Source organism: Treponema sp. (assembly GCF_051883275.1).
In the GTDB taxonomy this organism is placed as follows: Bacteria; Spirochaetota; Spirochaetia; order Treponematales; family Treponemataceae; genus Treponema_D.
Genome location: NZ_JBJETK010000037.1, coordinates 43,117 through 61,286, shown reverse-complemented (window position 1 = coordinate 61,286; position 18,170 = coordinate 43,117). Strand labels below are relative to the sequence as shown.

Annotated in this window: 19 protein-coding genes; 2 read left to right on the top strand and 17 right to left on the bottom strand. The window is 43.3% G+C overall.

Going from position 1 to position 18,170, the window contains the following annotated elements:
• Nucleotides 1-24: 24 nt before the first annotated feature.
• From ACI4L0_RS05775 to ACI4L0_RS05700, 16 genes are all read right to left on the bottom strand, one after another.
• Entirely contained in the window at nucleotides 25-759 is a 735-nt protein-coding gene (locus ACI4L0_RS05775; protein ID WP_439799218.1) for a hypothetical protein, read from the bottom strand.
• 55 nt (nucleotides 760-814) lie between these two features.
• On the bottom strand, nucleotides 815-1,696 hold the full coding sequence (locus tag ACI4L0_RS05770; protein WP_439799217.1) for a MinD/ParA family protein: 882 nt from the start codon (nucleotides 1,694-1,696) through the stop codon (nucleotides 815-817).
• Nucleotides 1,697-1,734: 38 nt separating this feature from the next.
• On the bottom strand, nucleotides 1,735-3,072 hold the full coding sequence (locus ACI4L0_RS05765; protein ID WP_439799216.1) for a hypothetical protein: 1,338 nt from the start codon (nucleotides 3,070-3,072) through the stop codon (nucleotides 1,735-1,737).
• Complete coding sequence (locus ACI4L0_RS05760) at nucleotides 3,065-5,188, bottom strand: flagellar biosynthesis protein FlhA (RefSeq protein WP_439799215.1); 2,124 nt, start codon at nucleotides 5,186-5,188, stop codon at nucleotides 3,065-3,067. The genes ACI4L0_RS05765 and ACI4L0_RS05760 overlap by 8 nt, the downstream gene beginning before the upstream one ends.
• A 264-nt stretch (nucleotides 5,189-5,452) precedes the next feature.
• Nucleotides 5,453-6,538 (bottom strand): EscU/YscU/HrcU family type III secretion system export apparatus switch protein, encoded by a 1,086-nt coding sequence (locus ACI4L0_RS05755; RefSeq protein ID WP_439799292.1) that lies wholly within the window; start codon nucleotides 6,536-6,538, stop codon nucleotides 5,453-5,455.
• Nucleotides 6,538-7,359: a flagellar biosynthetic protein FliR gene (gene fliR / locus ACI4L0_RS05750; RefSeq protein WP_439799214.1), complete on the bottom strand. Its 822-nt coding sequence runs from the start codon at nucleotides 7,357-7,359 to the stop codon at nucleotides 6,538-6,540. Before fliR ends, ACI4L0_RS05755 begins: the two co-directional genes overlap by 1 nt.
• A 1-nt stretch (nucleotide 7,360) precedes the next feature.
• Nucleotides 7,361-7,630 carry a flagellar biosynthesis protein FliQ gene (fliQ, locus tag ACI4L0_RS05745; protein ID WP_439799213.1) on the bottom strand — a complete coding sequence of 90 codons (270 nt, stop codon included), beginning with the start codon at nucleotides 7,628-7,630 and terminating at the stop codon, nucleotides 7,361-7,363.
• A 182-nt stretch (nucleotides 7,631-7,812) separates the two neighbouring features.
• The gene (fliP, locus tag ACI4L0_RS05740) at nucleotides 7,813-8,661 is read right to left on the bottom strand and encodes a flagellar type III secretion system pore protein FliP (protein WP_439799212.1); all 849 of its coding nucleotides are present in this window, start codon (nucleotides 8,659-8,661) and stop codon (nucleotides 7,813-7,815) included.
• Nucleotides 8,658-9,320 (bottom strand): FliO/MopB family protein, encoded by a 663-nt coding sequence (locus tag ACI4L0_RS05735; RefSeq protein WP_439799211.1) that lies wholly within the window; start codon nucleotides 9,318-9,320, stop codon nucleotides 8,658-8,660. The genes fliP and ACI4L0_RS05735 overlap by 4 nt, the downstream gene beginning before the upstream one ends.
• A gap of 127 nt (nucleotides 9,321-9,447) precedes the next feature.
• Nucleotides 9,448-10,668, bottom strand: a complete 1,221-nt coding sequence (gene fliN / locus ACI4L0_RS05730) for a flagellar motor switch protein FliN (protein ID WP_439799210.1) — start codon at nucleotides 10,666-10,668, stop codon at nucleotides 9,448-9,450.
• Nucleotides 10,665-11,699: a flagellar motor switch protein FliM gene (gene fliM, locus ACI4L0_RS05725; protein WP_439799209.1), complete on the bottom strand. Its 1,035-nt coding sequence runs from the start codon at nucleotides 11,697-11,699 to the stop codon at nucleotides 10,665-10,667. The genes fliN and fliM overlap by 4 nt, the downstream gene beginning before the upstream one ends.
• Nucleotides 11,700-11,721: 22 nt before the next feature.
• Nucleotides 11,722-12,276, bottom strand: coding sequence for a flagellar basal body-associated FliL family protein (locus tag ACI4L0_RS05720; RefSeq protein WP_439799208.1), 555 nt, complete (start codon nucleotides 12,274-12,276; stop codon nucleotides 11,722-11,724).
• A 184-nt stretch (nucleotides 12,277-12,460) separates the two neighbouring features.
• Nucleotides 12,461-13,183 (bottom strand): flagellar motor protein MotB, encoded by a 723-nt coding sequence (gene motB / locus ACI4L0_RS05715; protein ID WP_439799207.1) that lies wholly within the window; start codon nucleotides 13,181-13,183, stop codon nucleotides 12,461-12,463.
• A 15-nt stretch (nucleotides 13,184-13,198) separates the two neighbouring features.
• Nucleotides 13,199-13,981 (bottom strand): motility protein A, encoded by a 783-nt coding sequence (locus ACI4L0_RS05710; protein WP_439799206.1) that lies wholly within the window; start codon nucleotides 13,979-13,981, stop codon nucleotides 13,199-13,201.
• Nucleotides 13,982-14,006: 25 nt separating this feature from the next.
• A complete protein-coding gene (locus tag ACI4L0_RS05705; protein ID WP_439799205.1) occupies nucleotides 14,007-14,198 on the bottom strand; it encodes a flagellar FlbD family protein in 192 nt (63 codons plus the stop codon).
• Nucleotides 14,199-14,367: 169 nt separating this feature from the next.
• A complete protein-coding gene (locus tag ACI4L0_RS05700; protein ID WP_439799204.1) occupies nucleotides 14,368-15,024 on the bottom strand; it encodes an HD domain-containing protein in 657 nt (218 codons plus the stop codon).
• Nucleotides 15,025-15,173: 149 nt separating this feature from the next.
• Here ACI4L0_RS05700 and ACI4L0_RS05695 point away from each other — a divergent pair, with 149 nt between their 5' ends.
• Complete coding sequence (locus ACI4L0_RS05695; protein WP_439799203.1) at nucleotides 15,174-15,872, top strand: response regulator transcription factor; 699 nt, start codon at nucleotides 15,174-15,176, stop codon at nucleotides 15,870-15,872.
• A complete protein-coding gene (locus tag ACI4L0_RS05690; RefSeq protein ID WP_439799202.1) occupies nucleotides 15,872-17,248 on the top strand; it encodes a HAMP domain-containing sensor histidine kinase in 1,377 nt (458 codons plus the stop codon). The genes ACI4L0_RS05695 and ACI4L0_RS05690 overlap by 1 nt, the downstream gene beginning before the upstream one ends.
• Here ACI4L0_RS05690 and miaA read toward each other — a convergent pair.
• The gene (gene miaA, locus ACI4L0_RS05685; RefSeq protein WP_439799201.1) at nucleotides 17,229-18,161 is read right to left on the bottom strand and encodes a tRNA (adenosine(37)-N6)-dimethylallyltransferase MiaA; all 933 of its coding nucleotides are present in this window, start codon (nucleotides 18,159-18,161) and stop codon (nucleotides 17,229-17,231) included. The two genes, ACI4L0_RS05690 and miaA, sit on opposite strands and share 20 nt — an antisense overlap.
• Between the last annotated feature and the right edge of the window lie 9 nt (nucleotides 18,162-18,170).

Here is an 18,170-nt window from a genome sequence, read left to right as displayed (position 1 = left end):
TCCCACACCCTTTTTTATCCCTATTTACATTTCATCTCTTTTCAGCAAAGTCCTTATTGCGCTTGCAATCGTCTTAGTATCCTGATTCACAGAAGTCTTTCCATCTGAAGGCGGAGAAGGAAGCTTTTCATTCGAATTTGCCTGTGCAAATTCAGAGTCACTTATAACATTGATGTCGCCCTCAGAGTCGTCAGAAAAAGCGCCGATATCAGGCAAAGAATCTATTTCCTGGGCATTAACGGCCTTTTCCGCGGAAATCTCAGAAGTTTTTTCACCTGCATCAGGCTGCTCAGCCACAGAAGCATTCTCAGTGTTTTCTGAAAATTCAGCCGGAGCATTTTCCGCAGCAGCCTTCATTGTTTCACCGGCAGAAGAATCTTCCTGCACTGAATCCGAAGAAGCAGAATTCAGCTCTTTTTTTTCGCCCCCGTAAAAATAGCCCCTGTTTGAAGCCACATCAAAAATCGGAGCGCCGTCATCTTCTGTCAAATTTTCATCATCTATTGTAATATTTACAACAGAGCCAGCCTTTGGAGCATTTTTTTTCCCCGTTTCATCGCTCGTGTCAGAGAGGGTTTCAACAACAAGAAAACGCCTGTTCAAAAAATCCGCCACAAGCGCCAAAACACCAAAAAGCAGAGCAAAAATCAAGGCTCTAAAGGAAGCGACAAAAAAACGCCCGGTAAAAACAATGCTTATAAGGAAAGACAGAACAAATCCAAAGCCGGAAAATGAAGCTACATTTTTTACATTGAACATGTCCTTTCCTCCCAATTTATTATACCCTATAGATTAAGGCAAAACAACTCTAAGGTCAAGATTTATTTTTCTTGCCCCCCAGAAACTTCTTAAGGAAATTTGAAACTCCTGCATCAGATGGAATATCCGTTTTTTCAATGCGCCCTACAATATGCTTAAGGCAAACCGCCGGCTTTGATGTAGGATTTATAATCATAAACGGCTTCTGGCGGATAACGGAGGCCTGGACAACAGGGTCATCATAAACAAAGCCAATATATTCCACCTTGTAATTTAAAAACTGAGCTACAATATTTATTATCAGATCGGAAATGCGCTTTCCTTCATCAGAAGAATGAACTCTGTTCACAAGAAGCTTTAGGTATATCTGCCTGTGAAGAAGCTCTGTTGTTATGATTTTTATAATTCCATAGGCATCTGTAATCGCAGTAGGCTCCGGAGTGGTAACAACATACACTTCATCTGCCGCCGCAAGGAACTGAAGCACATTGTTTGAAATTCCGGCTCCCGTATCTATAATGATAATGTCAGCATTGGACAGCGAAGAAAATTCCTTGGCAAAATAATCAAGCTCATCATTTGAAAGATTGGCAATTTTTGAAAAACCATTCGCGCCGGCAATAAACTTAAAGCCGAATTCTGTATCAAGAATTATCTCGTTCATGGTTTTCTTGTGGTTTATCACATGCATAAGATTGTACTGCGGAACTACGCTCAAAAGAACATTTACATTCGCCATTCCCAAGTCGCCATCTATAAGTATAACCTTCTTGCCAATCTGTGAATAAGCTATAGCCATGTTCACTGCAATATTAGTTTTGCCGACTCCACCCTTTCCGCTGGTTATAGCAATTATTCTTGTTTTATGCGGAGATGCCGGCTTAGCAAACCTTTCTTCATTCATGAGAGCGCGCAACTCTTTTGCCTGTTCTTCCATTTATATTCTCCTGTTGCCCTAAATAACATTTAAAATATTCAGAATTTCCCTAATTCTTTATCGGCATTTCCAAACTTTTTTTCAATATGTTCTTCGTCGATTTTAAATCCCGCAAGATTTTTCAGGAACCATTTAGGCTCCGCGCGCTGAATTGTATTCAAAACATCCTGGCCTGTTGTTATCCATGAAACAGGCTTGCTCTTTTCCGCAAGTACACTGATTACACGGCCGAAAGCTGTTGTTTCATCGCACTTTGTGACAATAACGCTTTTAAAATCAAACGCCTCATAATTCCTGATTATATTCTCCAAATCCTTTGAGCTTACACCCGCAGTGATTGCAAGATAAACATTTTCATTCAGATTTTTTACATTTAAAATTGTCCGCATCTTTGCAATATTTTCATAATCATTCGGACTGTATCCGCTTGTATCAATAAAAATATAATCCGAATTTGAAACATAGCTGTCGCAGAGAGTTTTCAAGTCTTCGGAAGTTTCAGCCTTGTCAACCTCCACATTGATAATTTCCGCCCATCGTTTCAGCTGTTCAATCGCAGCCACACGCATTGTATCGGTTGTAATCATGCGGATACGCGGAGGATATTTGTATTTCTCCCGATTCTTTTTATAATCGATGGAAATACGGGAACTCATCTTTGCGACAGTAGTCGTTTTTCCAACGCCGGTAGGCCCGACAATTATAATAACATGGGGCGCAGATTTTTTTTCTTCCCGGGCAATCGGAATGCTTTCGCCGATCCAGTCAGCGACACAGGTCTGGACATAATCAAAGTCATCCAGTTTTTCCAGGCTGAATTCATTTTTCATTCTTGTGCAGATTTTTTTTATATATGACTTTGTGAATTCATTTTCCTCAAGGATTTCCTGCATTTTGATAATTGAAGGATGATCCTTTTCCTCGGAAACAGCGTGGGCGATTTCATCCAGTTTTTCCTGCATCTGGGACTTAAGCAGGTCAAACTGCTTTGTAAGCTGACCAATCTGAAGATTGTTTGTAACAGACGGATTCTGCCTCTGCAAAATCTCGTCGCGCTGCTTTATAAACGAGGTAGCTGAAGATGAATATCCAGAAAGATTGGGCGCGGAAGTCGGTTCCGGCAAAGAAGCGACATACCCCGGAAAAGGAGAAGAAGGCTTTTTTGCAAGTCCCTGCTCAAGAGAAGAATTAGTAATCTGATACCTCAAGACAATTTTTTCCCTCTGAAAAAAGCCCAGGAAACCAGGTGTCAATGCATGCTTACAGCTGATCACCTGAAAATTAGTGCCGTATTTTTTATAAAGATTGTCCATACATTCTTCGCGGTTACGACCTGTGATACTAAGGACATTATTATTAAGCGCGGTTTCAGCCATTTATTTCTCCAAGAGATTCAACTTTTATATTTGCAGAAGCAGCCATCACTTCATTTATAGACAACACTATTATTCCAGGCATTTCAAGCTCCGTGGAAGACTTGACAAGCCTGCGCACCTCGGAAGGGCACATAATCAGCGGAAGGTAATTTCTTTCGCGCACCGCAGCAACCGCACTGCTCATTGCGGAAATATAATTTCGCGCATCAACAGGGTCAAAGGCAACAACAGGACCTTTTCCCGGCATATCCGCCCTGTGCTCAAGAAGTTTCTGCGCAAGGCTCTGGGAAAGATTCAGCACGTGCAAAACCTTGTTTTCATCCACATACTGCTGGCATATCTGCGCGCCGAGAGCTTCACGGACTTTTTCAGTGAGCGCCCATGAATCGTGGGTAATTCTTCCGTAATCGCCAAGGGTTTCAAGGATAATAACCATATTCCGGATGCTGACCTGCTCCGAAAGGAGATTTTTAAGCACAGATTCAATTTCGCCGTAAGTAAAGCGGTGCTCGCCTGTTGTAACTTCATCAACAACAACAGGATTTGTCTTTTTAATCTCCTCAAGAATTGCGCTGACACTCTGGCGGCTGAGGATTTTTGCGGCATTGCGCCTGATAAGCTCCGTAAGGTGGGTTGTAATTATTGTAGGCGCATCAATCACCGCATACCCGGCTTTTTCCGCTTCAATGCGCTTTGAGTCAGGAAGCCAGATTGCATCCATTCCAAAAGCAGGATCCTTTGTTTTTTCTCCAACCAGCTCCCTGTCCTTTGGAACATTTCCAGTATTCAGGCACATAAAATGTCCCAGCTTCAGGCGACCACGGCCGGCTTCAATTCCATTTATCTTGAAAGAATACGTTTCTGAATTCAGCTCAACCTGATCCATGATATGAATCGGAGGAATAACAAGACCAAGATCAAGCGCAACCTCGCGCCGGATACGCTTTACACGAGACATAAGCTCCGCGCCTTTTTCATCATCAACAAGCGGAATAAGCGCATAGCCGATTTCAAGAGAAAGCTCGTCCGGCTTGACCACAGGAGAAATTTCCTCCGGCCCGCTTCCCTTCTGTGAAGATTTTTTCTGCTGCTCCTCTGACTCGGCTTTTTTTTCAGCATTTCTTGCATTCGTCCTGGAAAGCCTAGCGCCGACAAAGCAAAACAAAATTCCCATCGGAAGAAGAATGGCACTGGCTCCATTATGAAACACAAGCCCCATCAAAATCAGAGCCGAGCCGACAATAATATAAATAGAGCCATTCTGGGAAAACTGAACTTTAAGCTGGTCAGAAAGCAGTTCACCCTCATTGCTTGTGGTAATCAAAAGTCCCGTTGAAAAAGAAAGCAGCAGGGACGGAAGCTGTGACATAAGACCGTCGCCGATTGTAAGGCAGGCATAGCTGTTCAATGCGTTTTGAAGCGAACTACCGCCCATCATGCCTGTTATAATTCCGCCGATCAGGTTCACACAAGTAATAAAAATTCCAGCCTTCACATTTCCGCTGACAAATTTCGAAGAACCGTCCATGGCTGAATAAAAATCGATTTCCTGCCTGAGCTGGGCAATTTTAAATTCGCCTTCCTCTTCTGTAATGGCGCCGCTGTTCATCTGGTTCTGTATAGTGAACATCTTGTTATTCATGGCATCCAGAGTAAAGCGCGCTGTAACTTCTGAAACACGGTCCGCACCCTTTGTAATAACAAGAACCTGGACAATAATCAGAATAATGAAAATTATAAAGCCGATAAGCACATTGCTTCCCGCGACAATATTCGAAAAAGCCTGCACCATTTCGCTCTGCCCCGCCATGTGGCCGGAATCTTTAACAGGGTTCAAGAGAATATTCCTTGTAGACGAAACATTTATGGCAAGGCCGAAAACCGTGGACAGAAGAACAACACGCGGAAATGCTGTAAAATCCGCGGCACGCTTCATATATATAACAGACAAAAGTATCACAAAGGACAGCGCAAGGTTTACACACATTGCAATGTCAATAAGAACCACAGGAACAGGAATAAATAAAAAAGAAAGCCCTATAATAATTCCAACGGCTAATATATTATCAAAAACAAATTTTAAAACACTGCTCCTTTGAATTTGCTTTTCTGGCATATAAGTCCCCACCCTATTTTTTTAGTAAAGATAATTATAAAATGCGATGAGCAATCACATTCAAATTATTCAATACTCCCCCTAGCTAAAAAATCTTTCTAAAACTTCAAAAACTGAAGTTTTCAAAGGATTTACGCAAGCGGTGTTTAACTTTAAATTGTTAATCCGCACTTTTATAGCAATATAGCTTTATATTTTACACTAAAAAAGCTTTTTTGAAAACGGAAAAAAATTTTTTTTGACTTTTTTCTATTTTCTTCTTTATTAATGCTTTTCTTTGTTCATATATCCAACCTGAACATAAACAGCGGCAATGGCGCGCAGGTAGGACGAAGGAATTATATCCCCGACTTCAGTTTCCGCATAAAGTCCTCTGGCGAGCGAGCGGTTTTCTATAACAGGAACATCGTTCTCCGCCGCAATTCGCTTTATGGTCTGGGCGGTATTATCAGTTCCCTTGGCAGTGACCATCGGGGCATCCTGCTCATTCTGCTTCCACTGGAGGGAAACCGCATAATGAGTCGGGTTTGTTATAACAACATCTGACTCTCTTACAGCCTTGGGCATATTGTGGGAAAGCATCTCCTTCTGGGCAGATTCAAGCCGCCCCTTGAACTCAGGGTCTCCCTCGCTTTCCTTGAATTCCTCCTTTACTTCCTTCTTGGTCATTTTCATCTGCTCCTTGAATTCCCTGCGCTGCATCACGTAGTCAACCACGGCAATCGCAATCAGTATGAGCGCGGAAACCACAAGCAGCTTGGCAACCATTCCGCCCACAGCAGACAAGGCAAGGTCAACACCGCCGGCTTTCAGGAACATCAGCGTGGTGGCCAAGTCAGACCTTATAAAGAAAAAGGCGACAACCAAAATAATGGCAAGCTTTACAATCGACTTTGCGATATTGAAAAGCCCCATCATGGAAAAAAGCGTCTTTCTGAAATATTCGCCGAATTTCGGCACAATCTTTGAAAACTTAGGCTCTATTGTCTTTGTGGTGAATATAAAGCCCCTGTTCTGCACCAGATTTATTATCACGCCTGCAAAAATTCCGGAAATCGACAGCGGAAGAAGAATAGACAGCAGATTCGTAACAAACACATAAAAAAGCCTGAAATCGCTTATCCCTGAAGAAGTCACATTGCTGAAGTAAAAAATCATCATTGTGCAGATTTTTTTATAGAACCACGGAGCAAGCACGATAAGCATAAAAGTAACAAAAAGAAAAACCACAGCGCCGTTAAGCTCCTGGCTCTTTGCAACACGGCCTTCCTTTCTGGCTTTCTGAAGTTTAAGCTGGGAGGCTTCCTCTGTTCTTCCTTCGTCCTCTGCGGCGAACCACTGCAAATCCATCACAGCCCGCCTCCTTTAAGCCCCTTGAAAAGCACCTCAAGATCCTTGATTCCATTGCTGAAGCAGGACGCAAAAAATTCATTGAACTGCGGAATAAGCACAAAAATCAGATAATAGGCTGTCAGAATCAAAATAGGAAAGGCTTCCGAAAGAAGATTCATCTGGGGAGCCGCCTTTGCAAGAATTCCCACCGTGACATTCACCAGAAAAAGCGAAGCCATTATGGGCAGGGCGATAATAAGCGCATCCTTGAACAGAAGCGAAAGGGACTTCATCATAAACTCCGCCAGAAAAAGCGAATTGTCAACAATCGAAAGCGCGTTTATCACCTTGAAGCTTTCATTCATTCCCTCCAGAAGAAGTTTATGAAACCAGTTGTTATGCAGAAAAACAAGCATCGCCATAAAATTAAAAAACTGCCCCATGAGCGGATTTTCAACCTGGCTGAGGGAATCGTAGACTTCGCTCGCGCTGAGCCCCATCTGGAACGCAAAAAACTGGCCGGCCGTGCTGAATGAGGCAAAGATAATCTGCACAAAAAAACCTAGAATCACGCCAATCAGGCCTTCACCCAAAAGAAGCAAGACATACTCAAGCGTAAAGTTTCCGTCCGGTGAAATATATTTTCCATACGAAGAAAAAATTCCTTCACTAACTGAAATCTGCGGAAAAATAAAAAAAGCCATATAGCCGGCAAGGGCAACTTTAGCCATGCGGGGAATTGTTCTTGAAGAAAAAAGCGGAAGAGTCATTATCGTGGCAAAACAGCGCACTGCCACAAAGAGAAAAACCGGAGCTCCCGAAACAATTTTCTCAAACATCCTAATCCGCCATCTTTGGAATCATAGATAAAATTTTTTGAAAATAAGAAGCAAGCGAATCCATCATAAATCCGCCGAACAAAGCAAGCACCAAAAGAATTGAAAGAAATTTCGGCAGAAAAGTAAGCGTCTGCTCCTGAATGGAAGTCGTTGCCTGAAAAATAGCCACAATAAGTCCAATCACAAGGGCAGCTCCAAGCACTGGAATGCACATCATAAAAACCTGCAAGATTCCCTCGCGCATCAATCCATTAATAATGTTCAGCGACATACATCCTCCGGAATATCTTCGGCACCCCGAACGCTCATCTGCGGCGATTTTTCAAGAATGCCAAAAGGAAACCTCGGAAAAAAATTTCGAGGCAGCTGTAAAAGCGCCCCAAGCCCCGCATTTCAGCGCAAGACAGGAGCATAGAATTTTCAAAACCAAGTGACAGACACCGCCTGCACATTTCACCGCAAAACACTTTCAAAAAGCCGCTGTGTCAGAAGATGCCAGCCGTCAACAAGCACAAACAGCATAAGCTTAAAGGGCATTGAAATCTGCACAGGCGGAAGCATCATCATTCCCATGCTCATAAGAATGCTTGCAACAACCATGTCAATTACAATAAACGGAATGTAAAGCAGAATTCCAATTTTAAATGCGACTGTAAGCTCATGCAAAATATAAGCAGGAATCAAAACATAAGTCGGAACATCCGCGGGTCTTCTGGGAGGCTCAAGCCCTGCCATTTTCATAAATGTCTTGATGTTCTTTACGTTGCTGCTGTCGTTTCCCATCTGACGGTACATAAAAAGCCTTATTGGAGCCTCAGCCTTTTCAGCAGCCTCAGTCAAGGTAATCTCATTGTTCGAAAGCGGCTGGAAAGAATCTGTGTAAATCTGGCGGAATGTGGGCCACATGCAGAAAATCGTCATAAAAAGCGCAATTCCATTAAGCACCGCAGTCGGAGGAACCTGCTGCAGCGAAAGCGCCCTCTTGATAAAGTCAAGCACAATCGAAAAGCGCAGAAAGCAGGTCATCAGTATAAAAATGCTCGGAGCCAAAGTCAAAAGCGTAAGAAGCAAAAGAAGCTGCACGCTGAAGGCAACCTCGTTTCCTGTTCTCGGAGCAGTCGCGGAAAAAGTCAGATTCGGAAAATCAAGCCCGGTGATACGGTTTCCCATTTCTGTGTTTCCGCTGGAAGAGCCTTCGGGAAAACGGCTTTGCGACGACAGCGGAAAAAGGCAGAGGCAGCTTATAAAAAGCACAGCGGCGGGCTTGGCAAAATATCTTTTAAACAAAAAAGAGAATTTCATTTTTCATTTCCGCCTATCATTTTTTCTTTCAGTGAATTTATAAGATTCATTGTATTGCTGTCATAGGCAGATTTTTTCGGAGCTTCGTTCTGCTCGGCGGATTCTTCCTTTTTTGAAGGCATAAAAAGCTGAAGGATTTCCTCGAACGTCCGGGGCTTTTTTACCTTGCTGTTCATGTCAGAATACTGATTCATCGCGTCTATAAGATTTTTGTCTTCGATTTCCTTTATAAGCGAAACAGAATTTTCAGAAACTCCAAGGATAAAAGCCCTGTTCCAAAGGGTTACAATCTGAACGGATTTTCCTTCCCCGAGGCTCACAGTCGAAACCCTGCGCAGAAACACATCGTCCTCGGCTGCAAAATCGCCGGAAACCATTGAGCGGCGCATAAACTTGAACATAAAGTAAATTGCCGCTACCACAATTCCAAGAACAAGAATCATGCGCACAAAAATTCCAATTCCGCTTGGACTTTTATAGGAAGACTGAACAGGATTCACCTGCTCCGCGGAATCAGAATTTTCCATAAAATTCATGGAAACTACATTGTTTTCGTTTTGCGCAGATTCAGAAATTTCATCGCCGGAAGACTCGCTGGCAAAGGCAAGTCCGCAGCATACAAAAAAAAGGACAAGTATTTTTTTTATTTTAAAATTCATTTTCCCACCCCAGGCAGCCGGCATTTTCGTTATCCCCACCGAAATTCCGCCGGATACCTTTTATATGAAACTCAAGCAGCCTCCAAAAACATCAGTTTTTCAAAGGCCGCTATAATTAAAGCAGTTTTTAAATTGAAGAAGCCACATGCTCAAGCGACGGAAGAATTTCTGTTACACGAACACCGAAATTCTCGTCAATAACAACAACCTCGCCTTTTGCAATCGGCTTGTGGTTCACCAAAATATCAACAGGCTCACCTGCAAGCTTTTCAAGCTCTATGATTGTTCCTTCTCCCAGCCCCAGAATATCTTTTATGGTTTTCTTGGTGCGGCCGAGCTCAACCGTCATTTCCATGTAAACGTCCATGATCAGGTTGATGTTTCCCTGCTCGCCGCCAGCAACTGACTGGGAGAAATTCGGGAACTGCAAAGACTGAACATTTGGAGGCGGCTGCATCTGCATTCCCATCATCTGTCCCTGAGGCTGCATCTGCATTCCCATCATGTTTCCACCCATCTGCATACCTCCCATCATAGGCTGCTGCATTCCCATGCCCGCACCCATCTGCATGCCGCCCATCATAGGCTGCTGAGTGAATCCGGCTGAAGGGGTAAACATCTGAGCCGCCCCTCCTCCCATGGAAGAAGCATTTTCCATTCCAGAGCCGCTGGACATAGCAGACTGAGCAGCTGGCTTTGAACCGCCGCCAAGCGCCTGTGCCATTCCATCAGCTGCGGAACCGCCGACAGCTTCCCATATAGTATAATGCTCGCCGTCAATAGTAACAGGATAGGTAAAGCAGGCAAATGTTCCCTGCGGCATACGTATCATCGCCTTTGGCTCTTTTATAGCCTCAGGAGGATTTGTCGCCAGCCCCGGAAGCTTGCCGCCTTTGCTAAGCTCGGTTATCTCCGCGCCTGAATGAGAAGACACTACTTCCGAAATAACTGAAAGCCCCATGTCATCAAGCGTAGGATTTTCCTCTTTGTTTATATAGCCGACAAGCTTTGTTGCAAATTCCGGAGACATAAGAAACAAATGGTCGCCGCTGAGAGCTGAAGAAAAATCAGCCATAACAGCAACAACTTCCTCCGGAAGCTTTGCAAGAAGCTGATCTCTTCCCAGCGATTCAACGGAAGGAGCTTCTGGAACAGCATCCTTTTCAGTCATGTTCTTTATAACTTCAGCAAGCTTGTCTTTTATTGTTCCAGCAAAAGTCTGAAGTGTAGGAATATCGATTTCAACCTCAGGAGCGGAATTAAATGAACCGCCAGAACCAAGGCCCCCGACATCTACGCCAGACAACAATGCATCGATTTCTTCTTGTGATATAGATCCTTCACTCATAGGGTATCATCTCCTTCTGGTGTTAATTCTTCAAAATTTTCAGTTTCCTGCTCATCGATTTTTTCAATAATCTGAACAGCAATCTTTTTCCCGACAACGCCAGGCTGGCAGTAGAATTTCTTCTTGCTGCCCACGCTCAATGTAAGCGGCTCTCCCACTTTTATTGTATTAAGCCTTATAACATCCCCTGTTCTAAGGTTTAGAACATCTCTAATAGGAACACTTATAGAGCCAATATCCGCAACCAGCTCCATTTCAACATCAGCAAGCTTTTCTTTCAGAGTTCCCAGATACTGAGTTGTAGAGCTTCTTCTGACTGAACTGAACCAGAAAGACGAAGAAAGCTTTGAAACAATCGGCTCAATCGTAATATAAGGAATACAGATATTCATCATGCCTGCTTCCTCGCCGATTTTTATTTCCAGGGTAACAAGAATAACCATTTCGCTCGGCGGAACAATCTGGGCAAACTGCGGATTTGTTTCAATCTGCTGAAGACGCGGGCGCAAGTCAAGAACCTGTGTCCATGCCTCACGCATATTGGCAAGTATGCGCACAATAATTCCTTCCATTACAGACTGCTCTATATCTGTAAGATCACGGTTAACTTTTCCGCCGGTATCGCCGGAGCCACCAAAAAGGCGGTCAATTATAATAAACGTGATTTCAGGAGCTATCTCAAGAACTGCGTTTCCCTTCAGCGGATCCATATTTATAACGGCCAGAGTTGTAGGCGTTGGAATGGAACGGATAAACTCCTCATACGTAAGCTGATCTACAGACGCAACATGGACATGAACCAAAGTACGAAGCTGTGCAGAAAGGCTTGTAGTAGTAAGACGCGAAAATGTCTCGTGCATATTGGAGACCGTGCGTATCTGCTCCTTTGAAAATTTATCAGGCCGGCGGAAGTCGTAGATTTTTATACGCCTGGTATCGGTTACCGGCTTAAATTCATCTGTCTCGCTTTCGCCAGTGCTTATTGCCTGAAGGAGCTGATCAATTTCATCTTGTGACAGAACTTCATTCATGTCTCATTCCACCTTTTCCAGCTTACTGCTGAACCACATCCTTTCCTGTAAAACGGACATCACGGATTCTTGAATTGCTCAAAATATCATCGTTTATCTGGTCGCGGATCTGCTGTCTCAGAACTTCCTCATTCTGCGGACGTAAATCTTCGACCGTCTGCTCAGAAAAAAATCTTCTTAAAAAGTCTATAATTTCAATACGCCTCTCTGTTATTTCCGTTGAAGCAGCCTTGTCTTCCTTTTTATATCCCAGCGCGATTGTTACGCTTACACTGGCAGGAACAGGGTCATCCGTTGTTGTGCGGATTTGATCCAGGGAAGTATACCAGTCATAAGGCTCCCTTTTTACAGTATACTCCTCGCTGATCGGGATAGACTGCGAAGGTGTCTTTCCGCCTTTATTCAGAATAGCAGTTGTAACAACAACAATAGTAACAATGAAAATTACAGCAGCAACACCTATCAAAATGAATTTCAAGAGCTGAGTCACAGCGCCTTTCATTCCGCTTTTCTTGCCTGCTGAAAGTTCTACGCCAGAATCCTCGCTCAAATCATCTGCATTGTTTTCGTCTGCCATAAAGTCCTCCCGAATTTCAAAATCTTATCAAGGAAATCTCTAAAACTGAAGTTTTCCGAGGCTCCCTCAATACATATATCGGTTTTTTTAAATTTTATCTTAGAAGAAATTAAGGAACGCTGATTAACACTTGAATCTGAAGCGATTAATCTGTTATTCCCCACCCCTTAAATTTTTTTTGCCGCTAAAAATGCCCGTCATCAAGGACAATAACATCAACGCGCCTGTTATATGCCCGGCCTTCCGCAGTATCGTTGCTCAGCTTAGGACGTGTATCTGCATAGCCTGCGATTGAAAACTGCTGCTCATCAACTCCGAAATCCGCAAGGTAATGCAGGACATTCGCCGCGCGGGCCGCAGAAAGCTCCCAGTTGCTTGGATATATTCCATCAGCCGGAACAGGACGGTTATCTGTATGACCTTCAATCCGCCATCTTCTTCCGGCAACTTCAGGAGCATTAAAAAACTTAGACAGGCTGAGCAGAGCGCCCCTGCTTTCTTCTATATTCAGCTCTGCGCTTCCCGTTTCAAAAAATGCATCAGAAGCAAGCGAAATAACCAGACCACGCTCATCGCTTGTTATTGTAATCTTGTTTGATTTCACTTCCGGCGCAAAACTGGAAACTGCCTTTTTCATGGCGGGCCCCAATGCGCGGCCTTTTTCTATAGACGGAAGAGAACTTACGACATTTCCCAGATTAGCCAAGCTTCCCGGGCTGACTGAAATTCCGCCGCCTGGATTATTATTTGAAAGAGAAGCCTGAAGAGCTGCCATCTGCACAGCATCTGACTCAGAAGGATCATAAAGCATAACGAAAAAGCAGAGCATGAGAGTAATCATATCTCCGTAGGTTCCCTGCCACGCGGTTGACGGTTTTTCTGGTTCTTTCTTTTCTTTTTTTGCCATTGAAAAACTCCCGGACTAGTCTTTCAAAATTTCTGATTCAATCGCCTTGCGGGATTTAGGATCCAAATAGGTTAGAAGCTTCTGCCCCAATATACGAGGATTGTCTCCAGCCTGAATTGAAAGTATTCCCTCCAAAACCATTTCCTTTACATTCATTTCATTGTTATTCTGCATTATCAGTTTCTGGGACAAAGGTCCGAAGAGCCAGTTTGCAAGCATAGCACCATAAAGTGTTGTAATAAGAGCAACAGCCATGTTAGGACCAAGAGCGCTTTTGTCTTCAAGGTTTCTCAACATACCAATAAGACCGATAACCGTTCCCATCATTCCAAAGCCCGGAGCAAAACCTGCCCACTGAATGATAACATTTATCCATGACATGTGGCGGCTTTCAACCTGCGCCATTTCATTTTCCATGATAGAGCGGATCGCGCTTCCGTCGTTTCCGTCAACCATAAGACGCAGGCCTTCCTTCAGGAACGGATCCTCAATGTCATCAAGACCTTCCTCCAAGGCAAGAATTCCCTCGCGGCGGGCTTTTTCACTCAGACTGACCATATTACGGACTGTATTCTGCTCTCCATAGTCAATAGTTTTAAAAGCCCTTCCTATAATGCCGAAAATTCCTATAGCCTGGTTCATAGGAGCACAAATCCACAAAGAAAAATAAGAACCACCGATAGTTACAAAAACAGACGGAATATCTATAATGCCCATAACGGATCCACCGGATGTAAAAACACCAACGGCCATCATTGCAAGGCCTCCAAAGAATCCTATCAGAGTAGCCAAATCCATTTTTTCCTCCCGATTCCGCAAGAAATCAAAGTTCCTGCATTCCTATTTTTTTTCTATATATAACAATTCTTTCTATGATTTCGTCCGGAGATTCTTTTACAACAATTTTTTTACCAGAAAGAAGCGCAAGCGTAACATCAGGATTCTGCTCCATTGATTCAATCTGATGCGGATTAACCCAATATTTTTTTCCATTTAGACGCGTTACTTCAATCATAATATACTATAATGAACTGTAAAATGTGAATCGTCAAGTATTTTAGACCATTTTTGACTTAAAAAGCAAGATAGAATATTAGAAGGAAAGCTCGAAAATCCGAAGTTTTCTGAGCCAGCTCTAAAAATGCAAAGGAACAGGGCTAAAGGAAAAATTCAGAATGTCAAAACTACAGAACCTTGCTGCCGTTTGCCATGAGCTTGAAGCGGCAGTCAAAAAATTCAGCAGCCTTTCTGCACATAAGCATTCTTCCAAGAAAAATATCAAAATAGTCGCACATTGTGCATATAGACTCATCTATCTGGAGATTCAATGAAATCTGCTTTTTTTCAAGGCTCACTTTAAGCGCGGCGTTTTCAACTGCAAAATTCACGCGGTCATGAATATCAAAAGCAGACCTGTCCTTTACCCCAACCCGGTTCCGGCGGACATCGGTTTTATCTGCAATTATAAGCGCAGCGGAAATTCTGTCAAAAGCGCCACCTGTGGACTCGTCATGGTTTGCAATGCAGGAAACAATTTCAATTCTGTCTTCGGCGGAAATGTCAAGGCCGCGCAGAATTTCATTTGCAAGAAGCGAGCCGTATTCCGCATGATGCCGCCTGTTCACGGCATTTCCGATATCGTGCATATACCCTGCTATTTTTGCAAGCTCCACGGCATTTTCTGCTTCCCCGAATTTCTGCATAATAAACCCGGCGCGCTCAGAAACAAGGGTGCAGTGTCCCGCGCCATGGTCTGTAAAGCCGAGCTTGGCAAGAATTTCATTGCCCTTTTCAATAAAAGCGTTTATCTCTTTGTTCTTTTTTATAATATCCGCAGTCATAGTCTATATTTTATAGAAAACAATTATTTGAAAAGTGTTACATCCCGATTACAAAAATGTTAAAAAGCAGGCAGTTCGCTTCTGATAATTATTTGTTAGAGGGCTGTTAAATTCTTGAACTTCACGCTGAATAATTGTAAATTTCAGTCATGAAAACAAAGATACTTGTGGTCGAAGATGTTCCGGAAATGGCAGAGCTTATATGCATGTACCTGGAAAAAGCGGAATTTGAACCGCTGGCTCTTGACACAGCAGAAAAGGCTCTTGAAAAGCTTGACGAAGGCTATGATCCGGCTCTGATAATTCTGGATCTGAATCTTCCCGGAATGAGCGGCTTTGATTTTCTGAAAACATTCCGTAAAAACTACAAGGCTTCTGTTCCGGTAATAATTGTCTCGGCACGGGATGCGGACGAAGATATAATCGCAGGGCTTGGATTTGGAGCAGACGAATTTGTAACCAAGCCGTTCAGTCCAAAAGTGCTGGTGGCAAGAGTTCAGGCAAAGCTTTCCAGGCTGTGCGCAACCCAGGCTTCAGTTGAAGAAACAATACAGTTCGGCCCGTATACTGTTTTCTGCAACAGCTGCATTTTAAAAAAAGGAACAGAAAAAATTCCGCTTTCAACCAAGGAATACGCAGTTCTTGAATACCTTGTAAAAAACAGCAGCCAGCCTGCATCTCCCGAGCAGATTTTCAGCGCAGTGTGGAAAAACCAGTTCGGCGACATGACAGCTGTGGGAGTCTATGTACAGCGGCTCAGAAAAAAAATAGAGGACAATCCTGCCAATCCCAAATACATAAAGACAGTTTTCGGCATGGGATACCAGCTCTGCATGGACAGCGTTTAATGAAAATAAAAAAACAGATTTCACTTTTAATCACAGGCATCATAGTGATTCCCACACTGTGCATGATTCTTTTTCCGATTTACAGGCACTACAGCTCCCCGCATATCGCACTGAAAAAAAAATACGAGGAAGCGAGGCAAAAAAACATCGCAGGTCTTTCTGAAAATGACTGGAACAAAATCCAGAGCTACATCAGCAAAATTCCGCCTGAAATTCAGTTCTTGATTTTCTGCAATTCAAAAATTGCTTTTTCTACAATTTCTGATTTGGGCAAGGAAAGCTTCAGCAACCCAAAGGAGCTTTTTGATTTTCTTCAGGCATCGAATGATTCATGCAATTATCAGATCCAGTCTTTTTTTCTTGACCAGGCGGAAAAAATTTCTGAATACGGCACACACAGGAACAAGGGATTTATTGTAAACAGATTTGATTCCGGACCTAAAAATTCAATGAAGCGGATTCCAAGATTCATGATGCACGTTTTTATTTTCGTGCTGATGTTCGAGGTGATGTCAATAACGTTCATAATTCTAATTGCAAAGTCAGTTTCCAATTCAATCGAAATAATACAAAAGGCAACCCGGAAAATCGCAAACGGAGAGCTTGAAACTCGGATTGAAATTTCAGGCAGAAGAAATTCAAATGAAATTCTACAGCTCACAGAAGACCTTGAGCGCATGAGAAAAGCACTGAAGGAAAACATGGAGCGCCGCTCGCGGTTTATCATGGGAATCAGCCACGACCTGAGAACACCGGTTGCGCTTATAAAGGGCTACTCGGAGGCCGTTTCCGATGGAGTTGTAAAAAGCGTTGACGACATAAAAAAATCAGTTTCAATAATAAACACAAAGGCCGGCCAGCTTGAGTCTATGATAAATGATCTTATTAATTACATAAAAATGAACAACATCGAATGGAAGAAAACCCTGAGACCGGTTGAGCTGAAATCCTTTCTGCTGGACTTTTCCGCAAACATGGAGTGCACAGCGGAACTATACAAGCGCAATGTTTCATACTCCATAGACATTGAAAACCAGACCGTTCTCATGGACAAAAATCTGTTTTCAAGGGCGCTTGAAAATATCTACGGAAACGCTCTGCGCTACACAGGCGACGGAGATTCGATTTTTCTTTCCGCAAGAAAAAATTCGCTTGGTAAAATAGAAATTTCAATATCAGACACGGGCGTTGGAATTCCGGAAAAGGATCTGGAAAAAGTATTTGAGCTTTTTTTCAGGGCGTCAAATTCACGGCGGGAAAACGGAATGGGAATAGGACTTTCGGTGGTCAAGGCAATCATAGACAGCCACGGATGGAATATCGATGTAAAGTCAAAGCCCGGCAGCGGAACAACTTTTACAATAACCTTGTGCTGAGAAATTCCGAGATAATTTTTTTTATTGCTTCCCTGTCATCGGCATCAATAACCAGCGCGCCCGGAATTCCGCGCATAAAGGTATACTGCTTTTTTGCATAACGGTGGCTATCGGATTTTATTTTCTGCTTCACTTCTTCAAGAGAAAAGTTTTCATAAAAAAATTCCTTGTACCCGATTGCTTTCATTGCAGGCGAATCCTTCGTAAGCCCCCTGCACTTCAGCTGCTCAACTTCATCCGCAAGTCCATCGGCAAACATTTTTTCCACCCGTGAATCAATGCGCTCGTAAAGCTCCTTTCTGTTCCTGTTTAAAATCAGTGTGCAAAAATCGTACTGGCTTCTAAGCTCAGATGGAATCTCAAACGAACTGAGCGGCTTTCCGCATGAGTAAAAAATTTCAAGCGCGCGGCAGATACGGTACTCATCATTTACGTTGATTTTTTCTGCGGAAACAGGATCAATGCGGCAAAGCTCGGCATACAGTTTTTCCTTTCCAAGCGAAGAAAGCCTATGCTGAATGTCCGCTCTGACTTCCGGGCGGCTTTCCGGGGTGGACGGAGGACCGAGCAGAAAATTCCGGATGTAAAAACCCGTTCCGCCTATGACAAGCGGCACTTTTTTTCCAGCCCAGATTTGAGCGCAAAGGGAATCAGCAGCCTCAAGAAAATTCCCCAGCCCGAACTGAACAAACGGATCGCAGACATCAATAAGATGAAATGGAAGCTCCCGCCGCTCTTCCTGAGTGGGCTTGGCAGTTCCAATATCAAGCCCTCTGTAGACAGCCTGGCTGTCCGCGCTTATAGCTTCCGCCATTCCTTTAAAAACAAAAGAACTGCTTCTGCCGAATAATTCTTCAGCTAAAGCAGTTTTTCCGCATGCAGTCGGTGCAAAAACAACAATTACTGGTATCAAAATATCAAT